This is a genomic window from Klebsiella sp. JN_Kp121 (assembly GCF_040062145.1).
Classification (GTDB): Bacteria; Pseudomonadota; Gammaproteobacteria; order Enterobacterales; family Enterobacteriaceae; genus Klebsiella; species Klebsiella aerogenes.
The window spans coordinates 127,464-143,676 of sequence record NZ_JBEAHX010000009.1 but is presented as its reverse complement, the minus strand read 5'-3'; the positions used below and the strand labels follow the sequence as shown (position 1 = coordinate 143,676).

Sequence of the window (16,213 nt, the reverse complement as noted above, 5' to 3'; positions counted from 1 at the left end):
CAGTATATGGGAATTTCGCATCAGGAGTCATAAACGATGAGTGCAAAGTTAAAAGCCATACGTGGTATGCGCGACGTACTGCCCGCCGAAACGCCAATCTGGCAGTGGCTTGAAAATAAATTCCGGCGTCTGACCTACCGTTATGGTTACCAGGAGATCCGCTTACCCCTGCTGGAACCGGTCGCCTTATTCGAACGTGCTGTTGGCGAAGCCACAGATATCGTTGCCAAAGAAATGTACAACTTTACGGATAAAAGCGGCGAACAGATTACGCTGCGGCCCGAGGGGACCAGCGGCTGTATGCGTGCGGTACTGGAAAATAATCTGTGTTACAACAAAACCCAGCGCCTGTGGTATCAGGGCCCGATGTTTCGCTATGAACGCCCGCAGAAGGGACGGCTGCGTCAGTTCACGCAGTTCGGTGCTGAAGCCTTCGGCATGGCCGGGCCGGACGTCGATGCTGAAATGATTTTTATGGTTCGTGATTTGTTCCAGGAGCTGGGCCTGACCCCGCATGTCAGGCTGGAAATTAATTCTCTGGGCACGCCGGATGAACGGCGGGCCCATAAAGCCGCCCTTGTTGACTGGTTTAATGCTCATCGTGAGCAACTGGATGAAGATAGCCTCAAACGGCTGGAAACCAACCCATTGCGCATCCTCGACAGCAAAAATCCGACCATGCAGCCCATGCTGGAACAGGCGCCGCGATTGCTGGATTACCTGTTCGAAGACTCCCGTCACCATTTTTCGCTGCTCTGCGAACTGCTCGATAAGGCCGACATCCCCTACACCATCAATCCGCGTCTGGTGCGCGGGCTGGATTACTACACCCGCACCGTGTTTGAGTGGGTGACTGACGAACTGGGCTCGCAGGGTACCGTCTGCGGTGGCGGCCGCTACGACGGCCTGGCGGAGTTATTCAATCCGAAGGCGTTGCCGGCCTGCGGTTTTGCCATCGGTATCGAGCGCCTGCTGTTACTGATTCAGACCGTCAGCCAGAAAGATAATCCGTTGTGGCATTTTCACCCTGACGTGGTCATTACCAGTGAATGTCAGGATGATGGCCTGCGGGCCCAGATGCTGGCGGAGCTACTGCGCCAGCGTATTGAAAAGTTAAGCGTGATGGTGGATTGCAGCGGCAACAAACTTAAACGCCAGCATCAGACCGCCCTGCAAAGTCAGTGTCGCGCGATAATCACGCTGAATACCGACAATGAGATACGGCTGTGGGACCTCGCCAGCTCCCGTCAAATGACGCTCGAAGAGAAAGCGCTCATTGACTGGCTGCAACATCACTGCCAGTAAACACGTCCAGATTGGGTACCGTGCGGCAGGACGGTACTCGTCCCGGCGCTAATCCCGCCTTCAGCATTTCACCCTGACACACAGCGAGATCCTTAAGCAGAGAACCGTGGACATGCCGAGAAAAAACAGATTATTTATTCCGGGGATGCCGCATCTGGCGCAGCTTCGCGGGCATAATGGCGAGGAGTTATTCCGCCACGAGGAGGATTACTCTGCCTTCGAACGGTGTATGCAAGACGCGGCGCAACGTTACGCCGTGTCTATCCATAGTTGGTCACTTGCCGTCCCACGTATCCTGCTGCTGGTCAGCGCTCCGGATAAACAGGCGCTGAGCCGTTTTATTCAGCATATCGGACGCAGCTATGTGCCTTATTACAATCGTCGTTACCAACGGCATGGCGCATTGTGGGACAGCCGCTACTTATGCAGTCCCCTGGAACCAGAAACCTATTTCCTGGCCGTGAAGCGCTTTATTGAATGTGACGAGGACGGGAGCCCGGGGTGCCATAGTCACGGTAATCAGCCTTCAGGTTTGATAGTCCCCCATCCTGTCTGGCTCAAGCTCGGTGAGAATGAGCAACAGCGACAGGCCCACTTCCAGGAGTTCTGCCGGCAACCGGTAAATCGGGCGCTGGTGACCAGGATTCGCCATGCACTGGCGCAAAATTGCCTGCTCGCCTCGCCAGCGTTGAGCCAGCAACTTGAAGCCCAGATGGAAAGGCCGCTGCGGGCACGACATTGCGGCCGCCCGCGTAAATATGAATCCTCTCCATCAGAACAGTGGACCTGGCTGGAACTTCAGGCTGAACAGTTTCTGCGCCAGCATGGCTATCAACAAATCAGGTTACCCTTACTTGAACATACATCGCTATTCGCCCCAGGCGGCCCGGTGATGGCCGACAAGGGAAAATTACGTGGCGATGGGACAACCGGATGTCTGCGCCTGATGGCCGATAACCCTCATACCGCAGTAATGAGCCGGATTTGGTATTCGGGCGCCATGTTCCGTCAACGCTCCCTGGATGGAGATATCCGGCAAAATCATCAAATTGGCGTCGAAGCCTTCGGCATGCCGGGGGTTGATATCGAACTTGAGCATCTGGTTATGCAGGCGGTTTTCTTCAGGCGTATTGGCCTCGGTGAAATGGCGGAACTGCATATTAATATGCTGGGTGACGAGGCCTCGCTGGCGGCTTTCCGCCGGGCGTTGCGCGATTACTATCAGCCCATCTCGCGTTTGCTGAACCCGGAGCAGCAGCACTGGCTGGAGAAACATCCGGAGTGGTTGATCCATCATGAGGATATCCTTCTTCAGCGTCTTGCTCCTGCGGCGCCCTGCCTGGCGGATTTTATTACCGTTGACTCCCGTCATCGATTCCAGCGCCTTCAGCACGCCCTGACCCAAGCCGGTATTGCCTGGCAATACGATCCTGCGCTGTTTCCCGCCAATGACTATTGTCAGTTGGTCTTTGAATGGCGCAGCATTGCCATGGAGCGCGAGTTAATCATCAGCCGTGGCGGCCGATACGACGCCTGCGCCAGTCGTATTGCTGAAAAACCGGTTTCCGCCTGCGGCTTTGCATTCATGATGGAGCCGATTGTCACTCTGCTCGGTTATCGTCCCCAACCCGCCAGAGCGCATCCGCCGACCGACATTGTGATTATTGCAGGCCAGCCTCGCGTGGCTGCTAAGGCAGTGCTGCTCGGGCGTAGCCTGCGTCAGCAATTTCCCTATTTAAGCATCATCAACGACTGCTCCCCCCAACGAATCAGCACCCGCTATAAAAATTCCAGACGCCTGGGGGCGAGATTTATTCTTGAAATCGAAGGCGACGGAGAAACGGTTATCCTCTCTGATTCACGGGACCATCGGATTAAGATTTGCACGCTTGATAACATCACCGATCGGCTCGCGCAGGTCGTTCTGTCTCAGTGATGAACGCAGGCCGATAAGAGGATATGTTTATCTCACTCCATTATTTGATTAAAAGGACGTCGCGCATCCTGCAGCCATGGAATACGCCTATCATTCGGGTATACCAGACAAAAGCGTGTCGCCAGACGATGCGCCTCGGCCAGGTCTCGCTGCTGTAACGCCAGCAAGATCTGCGTGAAGGAGACATTCGGGTCCGGTTGAACACGCACATAGTCAGGCGCCCAGCGGCGAACGGCTGCCAGCCAACGCTCATCACGGGTACGTTGATATTGTTGTAGATACCCCATCTGGACATCAAACCGGTAGCGGGTGGCAAGCAGCCAGCCTCCCACAGGGAGAGATTCGGCCAGACGCCACTGTGTTGATTGTCGCTCCGCCAGCGTCAGTTGCTGTTGCGTATGCAGCGTGAGAAACAACAATGGAGTGATGACAGCAACCGCGATCAATGCCACAGCGCGCAACAGCGACGCCAGGGTGAGCGGCAGCCGGGCCGCTTTTCGCCGGCAGTCTGCGCAACGAAGCAACAAAATCAGCAGTAGCCAATGTGGCGTTGACTGCCTGACGGGGTATTCCGTCAGCATATGGATAACCACGGGTAGCGCCGCCACCAGGCAGGCGCGATGCCAGCGATTGCCGTACAGCCAGAGCCATAAACCACTCGCCATAAAGCAAAGCGCCCCCAGCAGTCCAACCAGCCCTCCCTCCACCAGCCACAGCGCCAGTTCGTTATGCGGATGCGAGATGCTGCTCAGCCCCAACGGCCCCGCGCGTTCAAGAAACACGCCGGCGAAACTGCCCACGCCCCATCCGGTCCACGGACGCTCGGCAAATAATGCCAGCGATGCTTTCAACACCGTCCAGCGCACCTGGGAGGTCGTCAGGTGATTAATCGTCACCACCGACAAGAAATGGCGAGCAAGTGCGCCCGCTATCATGCCTATCGCCAGCGGCAGCAGGAGTAACAGCAGCGTACGGCGCTGCGCAGGAAAAACCGCCAGCAGCAAGACCTCGCCTACCGCCACAGACAGGTAACCGGTTTGCGACTGAGACTCATGCAGTACAAATCCCATTATCACCAGAGCAATCCCGATGATAATCCGATATCCGCCACGTAGCCGTAAAAAAAGCAATGCTGACAGCAGCACGCCACACGCCGTGAAGCTGGCCATCAGATTAACCTGCTGAAAAATACCGTAGGGGCGTGTACCGCGCCGCCAGGCAAACTCCCAGTAATTCACCCCCGGCCAATGCCAGTATTGATAGGTAAACGCCAGACATTCGAGGACGCACGCGCCCCAGAGCAGAGCCAGCAGTACTGTCAGCGTGTTTGTCGTAAGCGGAATTTGCAACGTCGCCAAATAGACAAGCACGCCTCCCAGCAACGCCCCCGCGACCAGCAGCGCCTCGGACCGCCAAACCTCAGGCGTCAACAGACAAAGCAACGTCAGAATGAGCGCCCCCATCGTAAACCCCGCGGCGGGTATAGTTATCCGCCAGCGTTGACGAGGTACCAGCATCAATGCGCTAGCTGCCAGCACAACGGCATAAATCCAGGCCGTTATATTTAGCGGCAACGACAAACCGCTACCGCCGTTATTCGGCCAGTAGAGATGCATTGCCCCACCCCAGAAAAACAGACTGACAACCAGCAATACTTTCTGCGCCGGCAGCGGCGCAATACGATGCAATGCGTTCATCATGCTACTGGTAGTTCAGCGTCCAGGTCCCGCTGGCGCTGAAGGGGCCGTATTCGAGAGTCTGATTTTTTAACGCCGACGGTTCCGCCGCGACCCATGCCAAAAAGTTCAGCGTCATCGAGCCTTCAGTAATCTCTTTGACTGACGTGCTTTCATCAAGGCGGATTGCTGTACCATCCTCTTCGCTCATTCCGATGCCGATTCCGGAGGCGCCTTGTTCACTGCTATCCAGCGCCAGATGATCCGCCAGCTCCGCATCTTCACTTCCGCTGAAAGTGACCGAGATCCCGCGAAAAACCTCCGGGTTGCAGTCGCGTAACTCAATGCTGAATTTTTTCGGCTTACTGCGCCCCGAGAGATAAAGGTCCTGGGTCGCGATTTGCCCGAAATCGACCTCGATTTTGTCGCCTCCTGGCGCAAGGCTGCAGGCCAGCGCTCGAATGGTGCCGTGAAAATACATATCGCCGCCGACCAGCTTAGTGTCGGCCTGCGCCAAGCCGCCAAGCAGTAGCGCGCTGGTGGCGATTAACAGCGTAAATCTCATGGCATCCCCCTACTGAAACTGCGCGACAACGGTGGCGGAGGCTTCAAACTCACCTTCTTTGACGCTTCCCACGCCCGGTTTGGCCACCGGCGCGGCGGTAAGATTCCAGTCGCCCTGATTCTGGTAAAAACCCTTCACGTTGTAGAACTGATTGGGCACGACGGTGCCGCCGCTCGCGTCTTTAATCACAATGCCGAGATCGTCGCGTTTTTGGCCGCCGCTTAGCGTGCCGAGGAGATGATCGTTAAATCCCGCCGTGCCTGACGCCGTGGTAGTTTGTACGCCAAGATTAATGTTCAACGCGCCCTGATCGAAGCTCCCCCCCTCGCAGACCACATGAATGGGGATCGACTTGCTGTAGTTGGTGCCGTTGAGCCGGGCGGCGGAGCCTGGCAGATCGCCAAATTCAATGCTGATTTTGTCTCCGCGATTAAAGATGCATTTGTCCGGCACGGTAATGAGCCCGGATTTAATGACCACACGGGAAATTGGCGTTGTCGGCGTAGGGCCAGCGCTGCCCAGACGTCCAGCAACCTCCACCAGCGACTGAGAAGTGATATTGATGCCGTTAATAATGGGTTTAGTGACAATAAACGTCACTTTCCCTTTAGAGCCACTTTCAATGTTAGTGGCTCGCTCGTAGCCTTTGCGCTTTTTGCAGTTATGGTCGTTGTAGCGATTCGAAAAGTTGGTGAACGGCGCCTGAACGTAGTCGTTATACCGCCCGGCGACCCATACCTTCACTTCCACATCCAGGTAATCATTCAGACGAAAACGGTTCGCTCCCTGATTAGAGGGCGGCATGGTGGTCGTGGTGGTGTAGTAAATCGGCTGGCGCGAGATGTCGGCCTGCTCACAATGAAAATCCACGACATACCAACTGCCCAAATTCCAGGTGAACGGATCCGTTCTGCCGCCCTCGTGGTTTTTGCTGACATCCAGTGAGTTCAGTTCAATATCGTACTGATGCGGCGATCCGCCCTGAGGTTCTCCCTCACCGAGAGTAAATGCCTGCCCGGCCAGCGGACAGCCAGCCAGGACGACCCACAGCAGCGCTTTGTGCAATACGCTCATAGATACTCCAGCTTAAGTCTGACCAGACCGTTAAATTCGCCAGCGGTCACCTCCTGCCCAAAAGATTCCAGCGCGGCAAGAAAGTGAATCGCGTTATCGCCCGGCTTGAGGATCCACATGCGTTGCGGTTGATTCAGGTGGATCAACTGGTTGCGTTCGGTCAGTAGCCGAATGCCCGCGCCGCGCACATCGCCGCGAATCCGCCCAAGATCGCTGTTTTCCGGCGCACTTTCGGCCATCAGTGTCATCGAAACGCCACGCTCCACCGTACTGTGCGACAGCTCAGGGAGCTCGCTGGTCTGCCCAGGAAAGTCCTTTAACGTGTGCCCGGAGCCTTTTAAGCAGCCATTCAGGTGCAGCGTCACCAATACCGGATCGCTGCGATCGCCGCTCTGGCGAAAGCGGCTGGCGGAAATATCACCGAGATCGATGGTCTGATCGCGTGAAGCCATATCCAGCACGCACGGCGAAACGAATACCCGACCGTGAAAGCGGACGTTGCCATACTCGCCGGAAACGTTGCTCATATCATGGCGGCCGCTTGTGGCCTGAACCGAGCAGGCCATGCCTGCCATCAGCAGAGCGCAAAGCATCTTTTTCATTTACGAGTCCTTTACCGGGGCTGTTGCTCCATCGGCAATGCTTTACACACATTGCCTGTGCAGCTGAATTTCAATTCAGGGTGACCGCCAAAATCGTTCACGTACATCATGCTGAACTGGCTGACGCTGGCGTCCGAGACGTTGAAATCGAGAGAGGATTTTGGCGGGATCATAATCCCCGGGAAATCAGTCAGTCTGCCGCCGCCCTGGGCTTCAGGTTTGCGGCTTAAGCCGATTAAGGTGACGAAGTATGGCGTTGGGTTATCCACGGTCCAGCGCTGACCCTGCTTGTGAAAGATCAGTTGGTTTTGCCACACCGCCCCCGGCGTTTCCGGCACGATAGCTGTCGGCCGATAGAACAATTTGATCCGCGACTGCATCGCCAGCTGCAGCACGTTCGGCTTATCCGGTTTTGGCGGAATTTCACGCACGTTCAGGTAGAACAGACTCTCGCGATCCTGTGGCAACGCGTTAACTCCGCTGGTTTTCGTCACGCGGGCGATTCCCTTCTGCCCACCGTTAATCCGTTGCAGCGGCGGTAAGACCATTAATGGCGAGGTAATTTTTGTTCCGTGGGCGTCCTCTACCCACGACTGAGCCAGAAATGGAATGCTCGGGCTGGTGTTGGTTAAGTTCGCACTTACCGAGCGAGCATCACCGGTGATAATCATGCGTGTACGGTCGAGCGCAATACCCGCCCACGAAGCATTGATCTGGGCAATAAAAAACAGGCCACAGGCGACGGGTTTAAGCCAACGGCGCGCGAATTTAAGAGATTGATTATTCATGACAAAATTCATTCAGGTTATTGAAATTATTCACAAGGCAACAGCACGTTACCTTCCGGGTTGATTTGTTGTGGCACCTGTAAGTGACACTGCGCACGGCCAGCCCAGGCAACGGAAAGACGCTCGGACGGATTCACCCCCGCAATCCAGGCCATGCCGTTTTCCATCACCATGGCGACGCTGACACCGTTGGCGTTAAACACTTCGGCGCCAAACGGCGGCACCGAGCCATCCTTCAGGCGCAGCAGCGCCATCATTTTTTGCCCCTGCGCGACGGCAAAGCGCTGGTAGCCAATGGCGCCTTCCGTCAGGGTGTTAGTCACGATCGCTTTGGTCGCGGAAATATCCTCGTCCATGACGTCCACATCGATACGGGTATCAAAGCTGTGATAACTGACGACGTCCGGTACAACGGCAATACCGAAACGGTTTGAGTGCGCCTGTTCGCCGTTAAGCGGCACATTGGCAACGCCATCGGTATCAACCATCACTCTGGCGGTATTCATTGACGCCTGACTGTTATGTAACGCCGCGCCGTGACGCGTCGCCGTAAAGCCGCCGCGTACCGTGCCGCCTACGGAGAAATAGCGTGATTGCTGCCAGCTGACGTTAGATTCCAGCTCCGCCATCATGCTGCGATGCTGGTAATAACCATCAAATGCCGTACGCCCTTCCCCGGAACCCCCTGCGCGCAAACGCCACGGATTATTACGATCGCGGTTATCGGAATACGAAACCATTTGGCTGGTCTGGTTACCGCTGTTCTGTAATTCATAATCCATGGAGCGGCCATCGCCCCATGGCACTGAAATTGAAAGCGAAAGACTGTCGTCCCGTTTGCCCTGATACTCAGAGCGATAAGCCGCGAGGTTGGCGCTGATCCCCTGGATTCCCGCGAAGGAAAAACTGTGTCCCATCGATAATCCATAACGATCCTGGGAACCGCGATCCCAATAGTTCTGGTGGGTATAGGTGAGGTATAACGTAGTCGCTAAATGCGGATCGTCAGCAAAAAAGGTTTTGTTGCCGGTAACGGTGTACATCTCTTTTTCGTTGCCGGCGCTGTTGTTACTTTCATACTGCTCGTCGAGAAACTGCGAGAAGGTGCGAAAGGTTCGCTGTGAAAAGCGGTACCCGGCAAAGGTAATCGCGCTGTTGTACTCATCAAAGGTTTTGGCGTAGCTGAGCTTAAAGGACATGCCTTTTTGTTCAGCCTGATGCTTCACCCGACTCACGGATTGCGTCGCATCGGCCGACAGCGCTCCCAGCCAGTTTAAATCCCGTCCTATCCCCATCGACCAGGCGTTGTAGCGCTCGCCGGTGAGCAACGCGCCGCCGTACAGTGACCATGCATTGCTCACCCCCCAGGAAAAATCGCCGCTATAAAACGCAGGGCCCTGAACGTCGTGGTTATAACGCGACGGCTTACCAACCGCGGCGTTGTAGCGAACATAGCCCGGACGCGTCAGATAAGGGATATCAGCCGTATTGACCTGGAAAGTTTGTACGCTGCCATCCTGCTCTTCGACGCGCACATCCAACGTACCGCGTACCGAACCGTGCAGATCCTGAATATTAAACGGCCCCGCAGGGACGGTGGTTTGATAGATAACACGCCCCTGCTGACTGACGGTGACCTTCGCATTACTGCGGGCGATGCCGTGCACTTCAGGCGCGTAGCCCTGCAAATTTGGCGGCAGCATACGCTCATCGCTGGCGAGGTTGACCCCGGTGAAGCGCACCGAATCAAAAACCTGAGAATTCAAATAGATTTCGCCGACCGTCAGTTTTGCAGCCTGCATCGGTAACGGGCGATATGCATAGATCTGATCCCAGTCGATACGCCCATGATTATCATCTGAAGTGTAATTGGCCTGATACTGGCCACGAAAACGCCATGCGCCGAGGTTAAAACCTGTCTGCCCATAGCCGGACAGAGAGCGATAGTGATCGCCACCCTGTTCGTAATGCGTGGCCTGCCCTGAAATGCTGTAGTCAAAAATCAGCCCGGCGACGCCGTTATCCCAGCGCTCAGGCGGCGTCCAGTCTGGGTCGGTATATTTCATCCATGCCTGAGGCACGGTAATGTCCAGTACGCCTGCGCTATTATTCAGCGCCACACCCGGCAGGTGGGAAATGTCATAGCAGGTTGCGCTAATGGGATGAATATGGGTCAGCGCCTCTTCTTTGAGCGCCAGTAACTCAAGTTGTTGCGCCGTCAGGCACGCTATAGATTTATGTGAATTGGCCGGATCGGCGATATAACGGATTGTCTGCTGAGGAATCTCCTGGCTGTTAATTCGAACATCCAGCAGATATTCTCCGGGAGCCACAAAGTTGCCTTCGGAAAAACGCTGTAAATCGACATTATGCCTGTCGCTGGCATCCAGTACGTCGGTATTAAATTCAATAGCCTCATCCGCTTCAGCCCATGAAGCGGCGCAGACCAGAACAATAAATAGCGCCAGACGTTTTTTATCTGTTTTCAGCGTGATCATTTTCGTTCGCAACCTTCAGATACCCGAAATGCAGTGCAGCTCAGAGATAATTCACAACAAAATGCGTGACCGCAGTAAATTCGCCAGATGTCATTCTTCCGTCGCGGGAGATCAAATAAGCCGTAAATTTGAGCGTATTTTTTCCTGGGTTAAGTACATAGTCCGGTGATGGTTCGCCCAGATGAATTTGCTGTCCTTTGCTGTCGTATATTTCTATCGCTAAATTTTCAGTTTCCGATTGCACGCTCAGATAATCTGGATTGTCCCTATCGGGGGCACCGGAAAAAGTAATATTGGCGCGTTGAAACACATTACCGGGGTGTTGAGAATCCCCTAGTGAGCATCCCAGCAAATGAATGCTGAAATTATGCGCAGATACTTTTTCAGGTTTACCAGAAATATCTCTGGCTGAGAGATCATCGAATTCAACCAGTAGTGACCGGTCGCGCGGATCGACATAACAAGCAGCCTCAATAATATTTCCCCGCATACGCATTTTTCCGGGCGTACTGACAAGACGGAAAGTGTCAGCCGAAACCCATGCAGGCGATATGAAGATAAAAAGCAGTAAAATACGCCATCCAGGCATAACCGCATTTCCTTTCAGTTATTCGCAGGAAGGGTTAAGCAGGCGCGATAATGCGCCCGCTGCAGATCGTTACTGATAATCGATCTGGAAATTAACGGTAGATTCGAAATCACCCGGAGTTACCGCTGCAGATGCGTTGTTTGCCTGCAGGTAAGCGACGAAATCAATGTCGGTTTCGCCATCGGTAATGTTGACCTGAGAGGCAGCTTTACCCCACTCAACATCCTGGTTGCCGCTGTCAACCATACCGATGCCTGCGCCCTTGGCAGTACCAGAGGTGAAGGCGGCTAGCGCGTTGTTGTCTGCATCAATCGTTGCCGGGGTATAAGTCACGGTAGCGGTTTTTGCGACAGTCGTATCGCAACCCTGCAGAACAATTTTGGCATGTTTAACGCCAGCACGTTGGTTGTCTTTTAACTGAGAAGTTGGGATCTCGCCAAAATTCACCTGCACCGGGCTGGATTCTGGCGCCAGACCACATGCGGAATTAACGAGAGAGCCGGTGAAGTGGATTTTACCGTTAGTCGGTTCAACATTTTTTGCAGCGAAAGCAGAAGATGCAGTAAAAGTCATTCCCGCCATCAGCGCACAGGCCACAGCCACGTTTTTCATTTTCATATTACTACTTAACCTTATATCTGTTTTTGGGTTATTCCGACGATCTATTTCCGCAGACAATTCCTGTCCGGGAAAACCCGATCTCGCGGTGGCGGCAGCGCATATCCTTGCAAACAATCCATCTCGAACCGCACCGTATTTTGAACTTCATTGGTATTCCATCAGAAATACCGTCCACAGTCGTTTACGCTGTTTCGGGGCTTATATTAAGTCGACGAAAAATTGACACAATGCCAAAATACGGAATCAATCAAACTCAGGAAATCGTGTTGCTTTCCCGCCTGCAGATCGATCATTTACCTAAAAACCAGCCAAAAAACACGCAACCAACAGTGTTAATGTCTATTATTTATAGTTTTTATAGAGTTTTTAACTATCAACTATTTTTTAATTTAGAACAGATAACTGGCAAAATATATTTATAAAATATTTTTAAAAATTGAAATGGATACCAAAAGTGAGTGCTGACAATAAGATAGTGAAAGAAAGGAAGGAGAATGAATGATTACATAAAGAATATTAAAATATTGTTATGTAAATGATAATAAAGCGATCTATGGCACAACCTCTTTTTATAAATGAATTATGTTATGCTGTTGCTTCCCCCACTCGAATGCGAGATATCCTGCTTTAAAGGAGACATCAGTGATTTCTCATATACCAATAAACAAAATTAAATCCGTAATTATTGGTGATGGTTTAGTTTTCAGACCACTTAAAAATACCCTAAAAGACGTGGCATCTGGTGAAATAGCCACATTGAATAACGTGGCTACACAATTACTGCTCTATTTGTTGCAAAATGGTAAAGAGATATCCTCGCGCGATGAAATTCTGCTGAATGTTTTCCAGCATAATGGCGCCAGAGCGACGGATGCGAATCTTAACCAGCACATTTCATTTTTGCGCAAAGCCATTACGTCGACAGGTCATCCTGCAGAACTCATCGTTACCATTCCTCGTATTGGATTTCGGATGGGCGACGTCAATATCAATATTCAGCTACAGGAAGAAGCGCAAACGGCCGCCAGAGTCGCCTATGTTGCATCGACGCCGAGGAGAAAGAAACCAAACCGGTGGCCTGTCGCTATCACAGCGTTAATTACCAGCATCGCCGTGCTGGCAACAGCGTGGTTAACATGGATACCCAATCATATAGCCATGACGGACGCAGCTATCTTACGAACCATCGACTACGAGCAATGCCGTGTACATATATTAGGAAATGCCCTCACCGACACGATAACCGAAAAGAAAGCGCTGGATATTTTCAAGTCCGTGGGGATTAGCCCCAACTGCTCGCACCCTAAAGACCTGTATCTTAATACCTGGGCGAGTAACCATAACCTGGTTGAGTGGTCGTTTGCCGCTGAATGCGGCCTCAACCTCGGCTATTACCATTGCATCAGCCAGTATCGCCATCATGAGGAATGATATGAAGCAGGAAAGCGATCACTCTTTTTTACTCTGGTCAGTCGTAATCGTCATTATTGGGCTGGCAGCTATCGCCTATTTGATTATCACTGGGAATGTTAAAAAACAAGAAATCAGTTTTTCCTGCTCCTCGGAATTCACGTCGATAATCGACATCCAGAATACCAAAAAGGAACTCCACGGAATCATGTTGATTACCAGCTACAACTCCGGGCACCTTTCATTATCAGTGCAAGGAAAGCTCAAAAGCAATGACGGCGAGTTTGCTGTAAACCGAAAATTGTTCTTTCGGTATGCTCGTCCGCTTGGACATACTGCCGGCGTTTTCATGCTCACCCCCGAGGGACGCGAAAAATCCCCCGACGATAATGCAACGGACGCTGTCGATTACCTCTTCTTCGACGCTTACGAACATGCCGACAAGCTGTATATGTTAAAGCGCCTGAATGAGGAAACGGTTCTTATTGGCGATAACTTTTCACCCCGCTTCGCCTGCGTAATGAATCACTTCGCAGATTAATCACCTTCTGGATATGCGTCGGGTTAAGGATGACCTGATGTATTGTTCGTCCGGTAGCACGGATGTGGCCGATAAGATATGCCCCGTTGTAGCACGGACCATTTTGTAAGTTAAACCTTAATTTATACCTCAAAGAAAATATCCTGCCGCTTCCGCCTGAGCTGACTAATCCAGGTTTCGAAAGGGATAAAACCGACATTCATTGCCCCACTGGCCTGTCGATAAGAGTAACTCTTATACCAATCAGCTATGCACATTCCAGCCTGAACTCAGGGGGAAAGTATGCTTAGTTTTCTTGTTCATGAAATCACCTGCTTTGTGTTGAGGTAAGTATATTACCTTTAATCAGATGCCCAAACTCACTGCGCCATATATTCCTCAGTTTTCGCTACCCCCACCCTGGCTGGTGGGGGCGAAAATGAAACAATCAGTAGTCAGAGTTAACCAATACTTTTTCTTCTAACGCGCCGTTGCGAGGCATAGGCTGATTAGAGGAGTTCAGTGCACGCATCACGCGAATAGGTTCTGCGCCAGCTTCACGAGCATCCTTAATGTCGCCATCTGAATCTCCATAATATAACTTGATATTTCGGTCACGGATATATTGTACTTTTGCCCCTTTATCTTCTCCGGCAAAAATAACTTTATTAAGTTTTTCATGTGGGATGGAAAAGTCTCTCCCCAACAGCTCAGTCACCGTCTCTTTACCGTTAGTGGGTTTTGGTCGACCGGTGACAAACCAAATACGATCTCCACGATCCAGATGCAGTTTAATCAATTCAGATGCAGATTTTTTGGGGACGGAAAAACTATCCCAACCGTTACTTAGCTGGTCCCAAAACTCACTTTTCTTCAGGAAATCATTACTTTTAGGTGACAATTCTCTCTGACCATGGATAAATGCAGGAGTAGAATAATAAATAGTATCATCAATATCAAAACCGACATCCATCGGCGGCTTATTCTTTAACTCTTTAGTAATTTGTTCCATAGAAATAAAATGAATAGGATATTGCTCGGTAATCTGTTGCAATGTTGCGCCGATACCGGTATCGGATGACACCGGATTGGCACAAAAAGCTGGCACACTGAAAATAAGAGCGCTAACGAAGGCCGCTGAACGAATCATTTTATATTTATACATGGATATTTATCCTTAAACAGTTTAACAATTAGAATAGATTAAATGCATAATCAATCTGGAATTCGATAGAATGGTTAACTGCACGCTTTGGTCTACCATCATCGGTTAGAATTGGTCGATTTTTTTTACTTTGGTAATTCCAGGAAGGGCCACCGGACAACTGGAAACTTAAATTCTTTTCCCACGATGGTTTCCACCTCGAGAACAAAATAGTCTCACCACGCTCAATTGTTCGGGAGTGGTATTTCATCCCCCATCCAATAGCGCTTTGTAACCCGACATTCACTTCTGGCGTTAAGTTATATTCCGTCGTCCATGCCACCGATCTTTCATTATTACCGACGTAGTCATTACCCCATGCATCCGCCATAGAATTGAATCTTCCGCGACTATTCTTTGCCATGTGTCGTTCAAAATACCCAAGGTGATCGTCTGAAGAATTAGCCCTGGTCCAGGATGCACCAAACTTATTTTTCCACTTATGCTGTTTCCATTCCAGGTAAAATGCAGCATGCCATGCATCATTATTGAATGGACGATAATCAGCACTCATCGCTTTGAAATCTTTGAGACCATGGTTCATATATAACATGGTAAGTACTCGGCCCTGATTCTTAGCTAAAGACTGAGGCTGCCAACCGACTTCCACGCCATGCCGCTGCATATAGTTATGACTTTCGCCATAAAAATAAAGCACACTATAATCCTTTTGTTTATAGCTGAGCTCTCCTGTAGCCAGGTAACTTATATTTTTCTTACGATCGGCAGTCTGGAAATGAACCTGCTCAGGAGAATCACGATCGCTGTATCGGTCAACCCATGCACCGCGAAAAGCGAGTCGGCCAAACTCACTATCCATCTTCCATCCTTGATAGGTACTTGGTATCGCACGACTCGAATTCGTCAACGCTCCCCATTTATTGATAATCTGCCAACCAGAATACAGTCTGAAATAGCTATCTTCACCGTCAAGTTTCAATTTAGCATATAACTGGCCAAATTTATGAAATCCCTTTGCTTTCCCATTATCATTGTATAAGACGCTGCGCCCAGCGAAATCATCACTTGCGGCCAACTTAAATACTTGATAATACGATGTATCAAAACCAATAATATCGGCAATATAACCCGAACGGAAATCTAATGTTACCCCTTGCCCCCAGGCTGTTTGCACTGACCTTTCACCATAGTCAGAGGAGTTAAGGTTTTTGAATTGGTTTCTCAAGGAAATATCAGCGCTACTGTCTGTGATAAAGTTAGTTACACCATTTGGTGGTCTACTCCTCGATTCTTCAGCTGCATATATCGGTGACATTGATGCAGACATTAATAAAATCGTAGCCAGAGGTTTATTTAAAAAACAGCAATTTAACATATCAATAATCCCTTATATTGCTTCTTTATTATTAAAGCTGAGTAAGGGCCCAACATTTAAAAACGTTGAGGCATAATGATTACATACTA

The 16,213-nt window shown here is 51.1% G+C and carries 15 protein-coding genes and 1 pseudogene; 5 read left to right on the top strand and 11 right to left on the bottom strand.

The window, feature by feature from the left end; genetic code table 11:
• Positions 1-36 precede the first annotated feature (36 nt).
• Positions 37-1,305, top strand: a complete 1,269-nt coding sequence (hisS, locus tag ABLU86_RS15105) for a histidine--tRNA ligase (protein WP_042897717.1) — start codon at positions 37-39, stop codon at positions 1,303-1,305.
• A 145-nt stretch (positions 1,306-1,450) separates the two neighbouring features.
• Positions 1,451-3,241, top strand: coding sequence for an ATP phosphoribosyltransferase regulatory subunit (locus tag ABLU86_RS15100; protein WP_032706352.1), 1,791 nt, complete (start codon positions 1,451-1,453; stop codon positions 3,239-3,241).
• Positions 3,242-3,273: 32 nt separating this feature from the next.
• Here the strand turns inward: ABLU86_RS15100 and ABLU86_RS15095 are convergent, their stop codons facing one another.
• From ABLU86_RS15095 to ABLU86_RS15060, 8 genes are all read right to left on the bottom strand, one after another.
• The gene (locus ABLU86_RS15095; protein WP_348796184.1) at positions 3,274-4,941 is read right to left on the bottom strand and encodes a Wzy polymerase domain-containing protein; all 1,668 of its coding nucleotides are present in this window, start codon (positions 4,939-4,941) and stop codon (positions 3,274-3,276) included.
• Between the two features lies 1 nt (position 4,942).
• The gene (locus ABLU86_RS15090) at positions 4,943-5,482 is read right to left on the bottom strand and encodes a fimbrial protein (protein WP_015369835.1); all 540 of its coding nucleotides are present in this window, start codon (positions 5,480-5,482) and stop codon (positions 4,943-4,945) included.
• Positions 5,483-5,491: 9 nt separating this feature from the next.
• Positions 5,492-6,556, bottom strand: a complete 1,065-nt coding sequence (locus ABLU86_RS15085) for a fimbrial protein (protein ID WP_015369834.1) — start codon at positions 6,554-6,556, stop codon at positions 5,492-5,494.
• A complete protein-coding gene (locus ABLU86_RS15080) occupies positions 6,553-7,158 on the bottom strand; it encodes a fimbrial protein (RefSeq protein ID WP_015703381.1) in 606 nt (201 codons plus the stop codon). The genes ABLU86_RS15085 and ABLU86_RS15080 overlap by 4 nt, the downstream gene beginning before the upstream one ends.
• Positions 7,159-7,169: 11 nt before the next feature.
• Positions 7,170-7,946, bottom strand: coding sequence for a molecular chaperone (locus ABLU86_RS15075; protein ID WP_020077992.1), 777 nt, complete (start codon positions 7,944-7,946; stop codon positions 7,170-7,172).
• Positions 7,947-7,972: 26 nt separating this feature from the next.
• On the bottom strand, positions 7,973-10,444 hold the full coding sequence (locus ABLU86_RS15070) for a fimbria/pilus outer membrane usher protein (RefSeq protein WP_059304866.1): 2,472 nt from the start codon (positions 10,442-10,444) through the stop codon (positions 7,973-7,975).
• Positions 10,445-10,484: 40 nt separating this feature from the next.
• Entirely contained in the window at positions 10,485-11,033 is a 549-nt protein-coding gene (locus ABLU86_RS15065) for a fimbrial protein (protein WP_015703384.1), read from the bottom strand.
• 69 nt (positions 11,034-11,102) lie between these two features.
• A complete protein-coding gene (locus tag ABLU86_RS15060; protein ID WP_015369827.1) occupies positions 11,103-11,651 on the bottom strand; it encodes a fimbrial protein in 549 nt (182 codons plus the stop codon).
• A gap of 645 nt (positions 11,652-12,296) precedes the next feature.
• Here ABLU86_RS15060 and ABLU86_RS15055 point away from each other — a divergent pair.
• Positions 12,297-13,085: a winged helix-turn-helix domain-containing protein gene (locus ABLU86_RS15055; protein WP_015369826.1), complete on the top strand. Its 789-nt coding sequence runs from the start codon at positions 12,297-12,299 to the stop codon at positions 13,083-13,085.
• Position 13,086: 1 nt separating this feature from the next.
• The gene (locus tag ABLU86_RS15050) at positions 13,087-13,605 is read left to right on the top strand and encodes a hypothetical protein (RefSeq protein ID WP_045359439.1); all 519 of its coding nucleotides are present in this window, start codon (positions 13,087-13,089) and stop codon (positions 13,603-13,605) included.
• A gap of 33 nt (positions 13,606-13,638) precedes the next feature.
• Here the strand turns inward: ABLU86_RS15050 and ABLU86_RS15045 are convergent.
• From ABLU86_RS15045 to ABLU86_RS15035, 3 genes and pseudogenes are all read right to left on the bottom strand, one after another.
• Positions 13,639-13,908: pseudogene (locus ABLU86_RS15045) on the bottom strand (hypothetical protein); the annotation flags it as partial.
• A 124-nt stretch (positions 13,909-14,032) separates the two neighbouring features.
• Complete coding sequence (gene aphA, locus ABLU86_RS15040; RefSeq protein ID WP_306305874.1) at positions 14,033-14,734, bottom strand: acid phosphatase AphA; 702 nt, start codon at positions 14,732-14,734, stop codon at positions 14,033-14,035.
• A gap of 43 nt (positions 14,735-14,777) precedes the next feature.
• Positions 14,778-16,064: an OprD family outer membrane porin gene (locus ABLU86_RS15035; RefSeq protein WP_072057860.1), complete on the bottom strand. Its 1,287-nt coding sequence runs from the start codon at positions 16,062-16,064 to the stop codon at positions 14,778-14,780.
• Here ABLU86_RS15035 and ABLU86_RS15030 point away from each other — a divergent pair.
• Positions 15,958-16,200 carry a hypothetical protein gene (locus tag ABLU86_RS15030; protein ID WP_032715782.1) on the top strand — a complete coding sequence of 81 codons (243 nt, stop codon included), beginning with the start codon at positions 15,958-15,960 and terminating at the stop codon, positions 16,198-16,200. The genes ABLU86_RS15035 and ABLU86_RS15030 overlap by 107 nt on opposite strands.
• Positions 16,201-16,213: the final 13 nt, after the last annotated feature.

What these genes read in the sequence shown, in the direction of transcription:
- hisS (WP_042897717.1), top strand. Translation starts at nt 37, where the DNA reads ATGAGTGCAAAGTTAAAAGCCATACGTGGTATGCGCGACGTACTGCCC.
- ABLU86_RS15100 (WP_032706352.1), top strand. Translation starts at nt 1,451, where the DNA reads ATGCCGCATCTGGCGCAGCTTCGCGGGCATAATGGCGAGGAGTTATTC.
- ABLU86_RS15095 (WP_348796184.1), bottom strand. Translation starts at nt 4,941, where the DNA reads ATGATGAACGCATTGCATCGTATTGCGCCGCTGCCGGCGCAGAAAGTA.
- ABLU86_RS15090 (WP_015369835.1), bottom strand. Translation starts at nt 5,482, where the DNA reads ATGAGATTTACGCTGTTAATCGCCACCAGCGCGCTACTGCTTGGCGGC.
- ABLU86_RS15085 (WP_015369834.1), bottom strand. Translation starts at nt 6,556, where the DNA reads ATGAGCGTATTGCACAAAGCGCTGCTGTGGGTCGTCCTGGCTGGCTGT.
- ABLU86_RS15080 (WP_015703381.1), bottom strand. Translation starts at nt 7,158, where the DNA reads ATGAAAAAGATGCTTTGCGCTCTGCTGATGGCAGGCATGGCCTGCTCG.
- ABLU86_RS15075 (WP_020077992.1), bottom strand. Translation starts at nt 7,946, where the DNA reads ATGAATAATCAATCTCTTAAATTCGCGCGCCGTTGGCTTAAACCCGTC.
- ABLU86_RS15070 (WP_059304866.1), bottom strand. Translation starts at nt 10,444, where the DNA reads ATGATCACGCTGAAAACAGATAAAAAACGTCTGGCGCTATTTATTGTT.
- ABLU86_RS15065 (WP_015703384.1), bottom strand. Translation starts at nt 11,033, where the DNA reads ATGCCTGGATGGCGTATTTTACTGCTTTTTATCTTCATATCGCCTGCA.
- ABLU86_RS15060 (WP_015369827.1), bottom strand. Translation starts at nt 11,651, where the DNA reads ATGAAAATGAAAAACGTGGCTGTGGCCTGTGCGCTGATGGCGGGAATG.
- ABLU86_RS15050 (WP_045359439.1), top strand. Translation starts at nt 13,087, where the DNA reads ATGAAGCAGGAAAGCGATCACTCTTTTTTACTCTGGTCAGTCGTAATC.
- aphA (WP_306305874.1), bottom strand. Translation starts at nt 14,734, where the DNA reads ATGATTCGTTCAGCGGCCTTCGTTAGCGCTCTTATTTTCAGTGTGCCA.
- ABLU86_RS15035 (WP_072057860.1), bottom strand. Translation starts at nt 16,064, where the DNA reads ATGTCACCGATATATGCAGCTGAAGAATCGAGGAGTAGACCACCAAAT.